Source organism: Devosia sp., assembly GCF_014860165.1.
GTDB lineage: Bacteria > Pseudomonadota > Alphaproteobacteria > Rhizobiales > Devosiaceae > Devosia.
Genome location: NZ_JACZKG010000040.1, coordinates 52,496 through 60,862, shown reverse-complemented (window position 1 = coordinate 60,862; position 8,367 = coordinate 52,496). Strand labels below are relative to the sequence as shown.

Here is an 8,367-nt window from a genome sequence, read left to right as displayed (position 1 = left end):
ATGCTGCAGCCCCCGCCCACCCGCATCGAAAACGTCGCGCACAGGCTCTGAGATCATGTCGACATCCCAAATCACCGACCACCGGCGCGCCCCGCCCGTCAGAAGTGCCGGGCGCCCGGGGGGAATACTGAAAATGAAGGTGGCACGAACGCCGCAAACGTCCGGAAGCCCTGATTCGAAAGGCAAGAGCGGCGATCATGTCAAAGGGGCGGGCAGTCGCCAAGCCCTGCGCGAATGCGTAGGGGGGGCGAACTTGATGTTCGGGCGGCAGGGCCGAAACATCCGGCCTTATGTATCAAACGCACCAAGCCGGTGGTCAGCCGGGAGGCTGCTAGCTGTCGCGGTTGTGGTGGCCGTAGGTCTTGAAGTTGACCATGTTTTTGCCCTTGATGGTCCTGTGTACGAGGACGCTGCAAGTCTCGGCAATATGTTGAACTCCGAAAACGTCGCGATATCGAGCGGCGCAAAAAACAACGATATCGGTTTCACCGTCGAGCCAGCGTTGCGTTTCCTCTGCGCTGATTGGCGTGTTTGCTATGTCGCCATAGTACGTCAGCAACCCCCGATCCGGCGCCACTGTGCTGGTTCCGAAATCCATGGCTGCGGTAGCACCTGCCAAAGACACAATGGGTTCAGAATAACCCGCGGGGACATGCTGGACCGCGCAAATCAGCCCAACTTGGGACGCTGGGGATTGCCCGCGATTTACCCAGTTGAATTTTACTTCGGCCAAGCGTGGCGCGCCCTCGTCGTCTGCCCAACTGAGATTGACCTCACCAATCGCCATGTACGCGCGAACTTGGGCGTGACCCAACTCTCTAGCAATGACATTTGCCCGGGTGGCCCGGGCATTGGCCCTGAGAGCCGCGTTGGCCTGAATCTGAGCTTGGCGGAAGGCCCGGACGGAATAGGCGACGGTGATTACCAGTCCAACGAAGCCAGCCGCCCCGAGCCAGAATTGGAACTGAGTCCAGCGGGCCGAATCCGTAGCGGCCTCAGCCGCGCGCCATTGCTGGCACAGATCGGCTTGTGTCTCATTTTCGGGGGTGTTGCATATGGCTTGGTAGCTTTCGGGGCTTCCTCCGAGAAGGTGAAGGTTTGGCCGACTGCTCTGGGCTCCCTGCTGTTGCTGGCCTTCGTTGTAGTGAGCGCCAGCCCCTAGCCCGATTAGCAAAACAACGACTGTGCAGACAACGGCTACAAGTGCAACGAACTCACTTCGATCGCTGTCAGACATTGCAATAAAAACGCCGCCGTTAATTTGCCCCTGGAACGCTCATTGCGCATGTTGGCCTCTTTCTCGTCAACGCCAATCGACCTTTCCTCCACCGGGCCTGCACACCTCGGCCCCGCGTTCCACTGCTTGCGCCCCGCCCGCTCTGTCATGGATTAGCCGCGGTTACCCTTCCAAGTCGGAATCACCGATGGATGGGGCCAGACTGCTGATGAGCAATGGATGGGAAGAGTCTGCCGCCGCGTGGATTTCCACGCTGGGCGCCGAGGGCGATTATGCGCGGCGCTTCGTGCTGGATGCGCCCATGCTCGACCGGGTGCAACTGAGCGGCGCACGGCAGGTGCTGGATGTCGGTTGCGGGGAGGGTCGGTTCTGTCGGCTGCTCGCGGCGCGGGGCCTGGGCACAACAGGCATCGATCCGGCCCCCTCGCTCATCGCGGAAGCGCAGCGGCGGCATCCCGAGGGCGACTATCGCATTGCCGGAGCGGAGCAACTGCCTTTCGATGACGGAGCCTTCGATCTTGTCGTCGCCTATCTCAGCCTGATCGACATTCCCGATGCCAAGGCCGCCATCGCCGAGATGAACCGGGCGTTGCGCCCCGGCGGGCACCTGCTGATCGCCAACCTGACCAGCTTCTACAGCGCCAGCAACCCCGTGGGCTGGCGCAGCGACGCCGACGGCGCACGCCGTTTCGTCATCGATCACTATATGGCCGAGCGCGCCGACTGGGTCAGTTGGGGCGACCTGCGGGTGCAGAACTGGCACCGGCCGCTGAGCACCTATATGTCGCTGCTGCTCGGCGCCGGCTTGTTGCTGCGACATTTCGACGAGCCGCTGCCGCATGGCGGCGATCCCGAACAGCGCGACCTCTTCGGCAGGGTCCCGTCCTTCCTGATCATGGACTGGGAAAAGCCGTAACGCGCCGGCCTAAGGCTGCCGCGTCCCCTGCTTGCGCGCCCCGCCCGCTCGGTCATGGATTAGCCGCGGCTGTCATCGCCAGGCTGATCCGGCGCCATCGCGGCTGATCCCGAGGCGACAAAGAAATACCCCCGCAGCGCCGCGGGGGTATGTTCATTGTCGTGGCTGCGTAGCAAACAGTCAGCGCAGCGCCCGGCCGGCCGCGTCGAACAGATGCACCGCGTAGGGCGGCACGCCGATATGGATGGTGTCATGCAGCTTGAGATCGGGGGCGCCATCGAGCTTGATGGTGATCAACTCGCCGCCGGGCAGTTCGACATAGGCTAGGGCATATTCGCCGAATTGCTCGATGACAGACAGCGTGCCGAAGAAATGCGCCGCCTCGGGACTGGCCAGTTCAAGATGCTCGGGGCGCACGCCAATGGTTCGCACCTCAGCCAGTCTGGGGTGGCTCAGCGTTAACAGTCTGCCAGCGCGAAGGGCCAAGCCGTTACCCTGTGGTGAAACCGTGAGAAAGTTCATGCGCTGGCTGGCGATGAAGCCCGCCACGAAGGTGTTGACGGGGTTGCGATAGAGTTCGAGCGGGGTGCCGACCTGCTCGATATTACCCGCATTGAGCACCACGATGCGGTCGGCCAGGGTCATGGCTTCGACCTGGTCGTGGGTCACGTAAATCATGGTGGCGTCGAGCGTATCGTGCAGCTTGGCGATCTCGATGCGGGTCTGGGCGCGCAGCGAGGCGTCGAGATTACTGAGCGGTTCGTCGAACAGGAACACCTTGGGATTGCGCACGATGGCGCGGCCGATGGCGACGCGCTGGCGCTGCCCGCCCGAGAGGGCCTTGGGCATGCGCTCGAGGTAATCCTCGATCTGGAGGATACGGGCGGCTTCCCTAACCCTCTGATCGATCTCGGCTTTCGGCGTCTTGGCGAGCTTCAGGCCAAAGGCCATGTTGTCGTAGACCGTCATATGCGGATAGAGCGCATAGGACTGGAAGACCATGGCGATACCCCGCTGCGGCGAGGGGATGTCGTTGACCACCCTGCCGCCGATGGAGATGTCGCCGCCCGAGATGGGCTCGAGCCCGGCGATCATGCGCAGCAGGGTGGACTTGCCGCAGCCCGAGGGGCCGACAAAGACCACGAACTCGCCGGACTTGATGTCGAGATCCACCCCATGGACCACTTCGAGTGAGCCATAGGATTTGCGGACGCCGCGCAGCGATACGTCGGACATGAAGGCCTCCTCAGGTTTCGATCAGGAGCGTGGCGATTTCGAAGGGCCGCAGCGACAGGGTCACGCCATTGTCCTTGAGTTGCAATGGCTTGCCGGCGCCCTCCTCCATCAGGTTGACCACCCGCACGCTCTTGACCGGGATGCCGAAGGTGATGGTCGCCTCGGCCCGGATATTGGCGTGTTCGAAGAGGCGCAGCACCACGGCGTCGGACTTTTCGGCCTTCTTGACGGTTTCGAGCGTCACATTGGACTGGTCGACGCTGGCGAAGCTGAAGCTGGCGAACTCGGTGGCGGCATTGGCGGCCGGCCTGAGCGCGCCGATGACGGCGACGGGATTGTTGAAGCGTTCGGCGGCGCGATGCACGTCGGCCAGGTCGGCAACGCCGTCATGGACGAAGAGCGCATAGCGCAGGCGATGCTCGCCCAGATCGGCATCGGGGCTGGGGAAGGTCGAGCCGCGCACCAGGGTCAGGCGGACGGATTGTTCAAGGCAATCATAGGCATACTTGCAGTCGTTGAGCAGGGCGACGCCGAAATCGGCTTCGCTCAGATCGACCCAGCGATGCATGGAGGCCTCGAAGCGGGCCCGGTCCCAGGTGGTGTTTCGATGGGTCGGGCGCTTGACGTGGCCGAACTGGATTTCCGAGCGGATTTCGGAGGTGTTGAGATCGAAGGGGAACTGGGCCTTGAGTACCGTGTGGCGCTCTTGCCAGTCGATGAAGGTGTCGAATTCGACCTGCCTTGCGCCTGCGGCCAGCGAGATGACCTGGACGATTTTGGATTTCCGGTAGCTCCGCTCGACGCGGATGGCGGCGCGGTGGGGGCCGGTTTCTACCACTGAAATCAAGGACTTGCCATCGGCGAGCGGCCAGAACTGTTCCTCGAAATAGCGGTCAATGTCCCAGGCGTCCCATTGCATGGGCTTGTCTTCATAGGCGATGAGGCGGTTGGCCGCCTTGCCGGGCTCGAGGGTTTCGCGATTACGCGTCTTGTCGAAGACCGAGGTGATCTCGCCCGATTTGTCGAACGTGACCCTAAGCAGTTCATTTTCCAGATGTTTTTCTGAAACCGAGAGCGGTGAGCTGCTGTTGGCCGCGCCGCCGGCGACCACTTGTGCACCGGTCCAGCCGAGGGGAGACAGGTCGGAAACTGGCGCGGCGAAGCTGGTGGAACCGTCAGCGGAGACCAGTTTCTGGATCGGCGCGACGCCTGCGCCTGACGCCAACGAGGCACCAGCAAGCTGGGAGATTTCCTGCGCATTGCCGGCAAAATGCACGAGCTCTGCCCGTGTCTGGCCGGTAAAGTTGACCAGCCGCAGTTGATCCGCGCCCGGCTTGGCGAAGGCCTGGGCGGCGGAGTGCCAGGGACCATTCTGGGAGCCCAGGGTCGAGAAGATCTGGCCGTACTCGTTGTCGCTGTCGACATAGACTTCGGGGATCGAGGTGCCGGGCAGGATGTCGTGGAACTGGTTGATGAGCACCAGCTCCCAGAACTCGGCCAGCGTGTCGCTGGGATAGGCGGCGCCGGCCTGGGTCAGCGCCATGGCGCCGAGGAATTCCAGTTCGCGCAGCAGGCGTTCGGCCTTGCGGTTGTTGGCCTTGTTCTTGGCCACCGAGGTCAGCGTGCCGCGGTGATATTGCAGGTAGAGCTCGCCGTTCCAGACCGGGAACTTGTTGCCGGGGGCATCCATCTTCTTGCCGAGGCGATCGAGGAAGGGGACGATGCCTTCGAGCTTGACCCTGGGCGCGCCGGGAATGCCGCGTTCGAGGCGGATGCCGCGCTCGATCATGCCGCGGGTCGGGCCGCCGCCGCCATCGCCATAGCCATAGGACATGACGACTTCGTTGTGCACCGCCTTGGGCTCGTAGCGCTTCCAGGCGCCCATGGTCTCGCTGACCGAGAGGTCGCCATTGTAGGTGGTGAAGATTTCCTGGCTGTCATATTTCTGCGCGGTGATCAGCTGCGCCTTGGTGACCGTGCCGTCAATGCCGCGCCAGTGGAAGCTGTCATAGGGATGGCGGTCGGTGTCGTTCCAGCTCAGCTTGGACGTGACGAAGTATTTGAGACCCGACTTGTCCATGATCTGCGGCAGGTTGGCCGAATAGCCAAAGGTATCGGGCAGCCAGACCGTCTTGGGGTCGACGCCGAAATGCTCAAGGTGGAAGCGGCGGCCGCGCATGATCTGGCGGACCAGCGACTCGCCCGAGACGATGTTGACATCGGGCTCCACCCACATGGCGCCTTCGATCTCGAACTGGCCGGACTTCACCTTCTTGAGCATGCGCTCCCAGATTTCAGGATAGTCCTTTTTGAGGAAGTCGAAGAGCACCGACTGGTTATACATGAAGATGAATTCGGGATATTCCTCCATCAGGTTGAGCACCGTGGCGAAGGAGCGAGCCGTCTTGTCGCGGGTGTGGAGGACGCGCCAGAGCCAGCCGACATCGAGATGGGTCGAGCCCACAGCGGTGACCTGCGGCTGGGTCTCGGTATCGACAAGCTTGTAGATTTCGGCGGCGATCTTCTCGGCGGCGCCGAGCGAGGCCTCGAATTCAGGCGTGAAGCCGTCGCGACGATCCAGCGCCCGCAGGGCGCGATCGATGATGTTGAGAATGGCCTGACGGCGCGGGTCGTTCTGGTAGAGGCGGACGGCCACGTCCAGTGGGGTAGCCAAGTCCCAATAGAGCTTTTCGGCGCGTTCGCTGCGGGTATAGAAATCGACCGTGAAGCCGACCAGCGGCCGATCGAAGAAGGTGAAGGCGTTGACCAGCAGCGTGTGCTTGCTGCCCGGCTTGGCATTGCGCTCGATGACCAGCTCGGTGTGGTTGCCGTCGAGCGCCTGGGCAATCTTGCCGTCGAGATAGGCGAGGCACTGTGGGTCGGTGGACCCCGGACGATCCTGCCACTGGCTGGTGAATTTGAGCACGAAGGTCTTGCCGCGCGCGGCTTCGGGCACCACGATTTCGGCGGCAAACCAGGTGTGACCCTGCTTCTTGGCCCAGACGGAATGGGGGCCGAACTGCTCCCATTTGCGCCAATCGGCCTTGAGGGCCTGGTCGGCACTCATATCGGCGCGCTGCACATGCCACTGCCAGGGGACATCGGCGACGGGAGTGAGGATCTTGGCTTCAAGATCCTTGCAAAGCCGGATGAGTTTGCCTTCCATCTTGAGATCATCGTCCAGCAAACCGAGCTTTGACGACATGGGATTGGAATAGGTCATCCTTTGACTCCGACACCGGCGAACCCTGTGTTCATGTTTCGCCGCAACAAGAAATACACGCCGACCGCCGGCGCTGCGTAGATGATGGAAAAGGCCGTGAGGAAACCATAGTTGATGGCGCCCTGCTGGCCGAAAGCCGCGTATAGCCCCACCGACATGGGAAAGGCATCCTGCACGCGGGCAAAGATCAGCGGCAGCAGGAACTCGTTCCAGGCGCCGGTGAAGCTGTAAAACCAGACCACGGCAATGCCGGCGCGCGACATGGGCAGCACGATGCGGGTGACGATCTGGAACAGGGTTGCCCCTTCGACATAGGCGGCTTCCTCAAGCTCGATCGGCACGGTGTCGAAGAAGTTCTTGAGCAGCAGCAGCGTAAAGGGGAGGTTGAGAATGGTCAGGGCCACGATGACGCCGAACTGGTTGAGCAGCCCGCCGCGCTGCGCCGCGAAATAGAGCGGCACCAAGACGCCGGCCGAAGGCAGCATGCGCAGCAGCACCAGCGTCCAGAGGAACGCATTGCGCCCCGGAATGCGCAGCCGCGACAGCGGATAGGCGGCGGCGATGCCGACGATGACGCTGAGCGTGGCGGTGCCTGCCGCGATCAGCATGGAATTGAGGAACTGCTTGCCGGCATTGCCGCTGACGGCAAGGGCGAAATTGTCGAGGCCGACCGAGCGCGGGATTTCCAGCTGCCCGGTCGACATGGGGTTGAAGGCATTGAGGAACAGCCAGGAAAACGGGCTTACCCAGATGACGGCCATGAAGGCGAGCGCAACGGCGGTGATGCGCGAGCTGCTGGTCGATTCCATTATTTCGGCTCCCGCAGCATGCGCAGATAGACCAGCGACAGGAGGCCCACAATGACCAGCATGGCCACCGAAATGGCGCTGCCGAAGCCCAGATTGCCGCGGGAAAAGCTCTGATTGTAGAGGAACACCGCCAGCGTCTGGGTGGCCGTGCCCGGCCCGCCGCCGGTCATGGCGAAGATCAGCGGGAAATAGGTGAAGGTCCAGATGGTGATGAACAGCATGTTGGTGGCGATATGGGGCCGGATGATGGGCAGCATGACCAGCCAGATGCGCTGGAAGCCGGTAGCACCATCGACCTTGGCGGCCTCGACGACCTCGCGGCTGACCGAATCGAGCGCCGCCGAGAACAGCAGGTAGCTCCAGGCGGTACCCTTCCAGATATTGGCGATGGTGACGACGGGCAGCGCGTATTCGTTGATGAAGTTGATGGGCTTGAGGCCGAAGGGAATGATGAAGAGCTGGTTGATCAGGCCCGTCTGGCTGGTGGTGGCCGACCACAGGAAGGCCGCCACGATATCGGGCAGCAGCCAGCCCAGCATGATGCAGATTTCGACGACGTTGCGAATGGACGACTGGGTGCCGCGCAGCAGAGCCGCGAGCAGGAAGCCCAGCACCGACTGGCCGACAATGGCCGAGAAGAAGACGAAGATGACGGTGGTCCAGAGCGATTCGAGAAAGCCACGGCGGGTGAACAGGCGCTCGAAATTCTGCAGGCCCACCCAGCTCCATTCGACCGACTTGCGCCCGACCAGGGCCAGGTCGGTGAAGCTGAAGGCGAAGGCCCAGGCCGTGAAATAGAGCAGCGCACCGATCAGGATGGCGGCAGGCAGCATGCCGAGACCGAGGACCCAGAGATTGCTGGTGAGCCAGGGGTTGGCTTGGTTCTTCATGCTGTGTTTCTCACTCACACGGGCCGTTCAAAACACTCGATGTCATCCCGGCCTTG

General features: G+C 62.4%; 7 protein-coding genes. 1 reads left to right on the top strand and 6 read right to left on the bottom strand.

All coding sequences use genetic code 11. From position 1 onward, the window contains the following. Positions 1-331 precede the first annotated feature (331 nt). Both IH615_RS09360 and IH615_RS22230 read right to left on the bottom strand, forming a co-directional pair. On the bottom strand, positions 332-1,237 hold the full coding sequence (locus tag IH615_RS09360) for a hypothetical protein (protein ID WP_291361602.1): 906 nt from the start codon (positions 1,235-1,237) through the stop codon (positions 332-334). After that, a complete protein-coding gene (locus tag IH615_RS22230) occupies positions 1,198-1,287 on the bottom strand; it encodes a DUF6471 domain-containing protein (RefSeq protein WP_366484954.1) in 90 nt (29 codons plus the stop codon). Before IH615_RS22230 ends, IH615_RS09360 begins: the two co-directional genes overlap by 40 nt. Positions 1,288-1,424: 137 nt before the next feature. Here IH615_RS22230 and IH615_RS09355 point away from each other — a divergent pair, with 137 nt between their 5' ends. Then, entirely contained in the window at positions 1,425-2,153 is a 729-nt protein-coding gene (locus tag IH615_RS09355; RefSeq protein ID WP_291361601.1) for a class I SAM-dependent methyltransferase, read from the top strand. Between the two features lie 180 nt (positions 2,154-2,333). Here the strand turns inward: IH615_RS09355 and ugpC are convergent, their stop codons facing one another. The 4 genes from ugpC to IH615_RS09335 are packed head-to-tail and all read right to left on the bottom strand — an operon-like array spanning position 2,334 to position 8,311. Next, positions 2,334-3,389 carry a sn-glycerol-3-phosphate ABC transporter ATP-binding protein UgpC gene (gene ugpC / locus IH615_RS09350; protein ID WP_291361600.1) on the bottom strand — a complete coding sequence of 352 codons (1,056 nt, stop codon included), beginning with the start codon at positions 3,387-3,389 and terminating at the stop codon, positions 2,334-2,336. Positions 3,390-3,399: 10 nt separating this feature from the next. Then, positions 3,400-6,612, bottom strand: a complete 3,213-nt coding sequence (locus IH615_RS09345; RefSeq protein WP_291361599.1) for a glycoside hydrolase family 38 C-terminal domain-containing protein — start codon at positions 6,610-6,612, stop codon at positions 3,400-3,402. Further along, positions 6,609-7,421: a carbohydrate ABC transporter permease gene (locus tag IH615_RS09340; protein WP_291361598.1), complete on the bottom strand. Its 813-nt coding sequence runs from the start codon at positions 7,419-7,421 to the stop codon at positions 6,609-6,611. The genes IH615_RS09345 and IH615_RS09340 overlap by 4 nt, the downstream gene beginning before the upstream one ends. Continuing rightward, complete coding sequence (locus IH615_RS09335) at positions 7,421-8,311, bottom strand: sugar ABC transporter permease (RefSeq protein WP_291361597.1); 891 nt, start codon at positions 8,309-8,311, stop codon at positions 7,421-7,423. The genes IH615_RS09340 and IH615_RS09335 overlap by 1 nt, the downstream gene beginning before the upstream one ends. Between the last annotated feature and the right edge of the window lie 56 nt (positions 8,312-8,367).

Coding starts and splice junctions, on each gene's coding strand:
- ugpC (WP_291361600.1), bottom strand. CDS start 3,389: ATGTCCGACGTATCGCTGCGCGGCGTCCGCAAATCCTATGGCTCACTC.
- IH615_RS09345 (WP_291361599.1), bottom strand. CDS start 6,612: ATGACCTATTCCAATCCCATGTCGTCAAAGCTCGGTTTGCTGGACGAT.
- IH615_RS09335 (WP_291361597.1), bottom strand. CDS start 8,311: ATGAAGAACCAAGCCAACCCCTGGCTCACCAGCAATCTCTGGGTCCTC.
- IH615_RS09340 (WP_291361598.1), bottom strand. CDS start 7,421: ATGGAATCGACCAGCAGCTCGCGCATCACCGCCGTTGCGCTCGCCTTC.
- IH615_RS09360 (WP_291361602.1), bottom strand. CDS start 1,237: ATGTCTGACAGCGATCGAAGTGAGTTCGTTGCACTTGTAGCCGTTGTC.
- IH615_RS22230 (WP_366484954.1), bottom strand. CDS start 1,287: ATGCGCAATGAGCGTTCCAGGGGCAAATTAACGGCGGCGTTTTTATTG.
- IH615_RS09355 (WP_291361601.1), top strand. CDS start 1,425: ATGGATGGGGCCAGACTGCTGATGAGCAATGGATGGGAAGAGTCTGCC.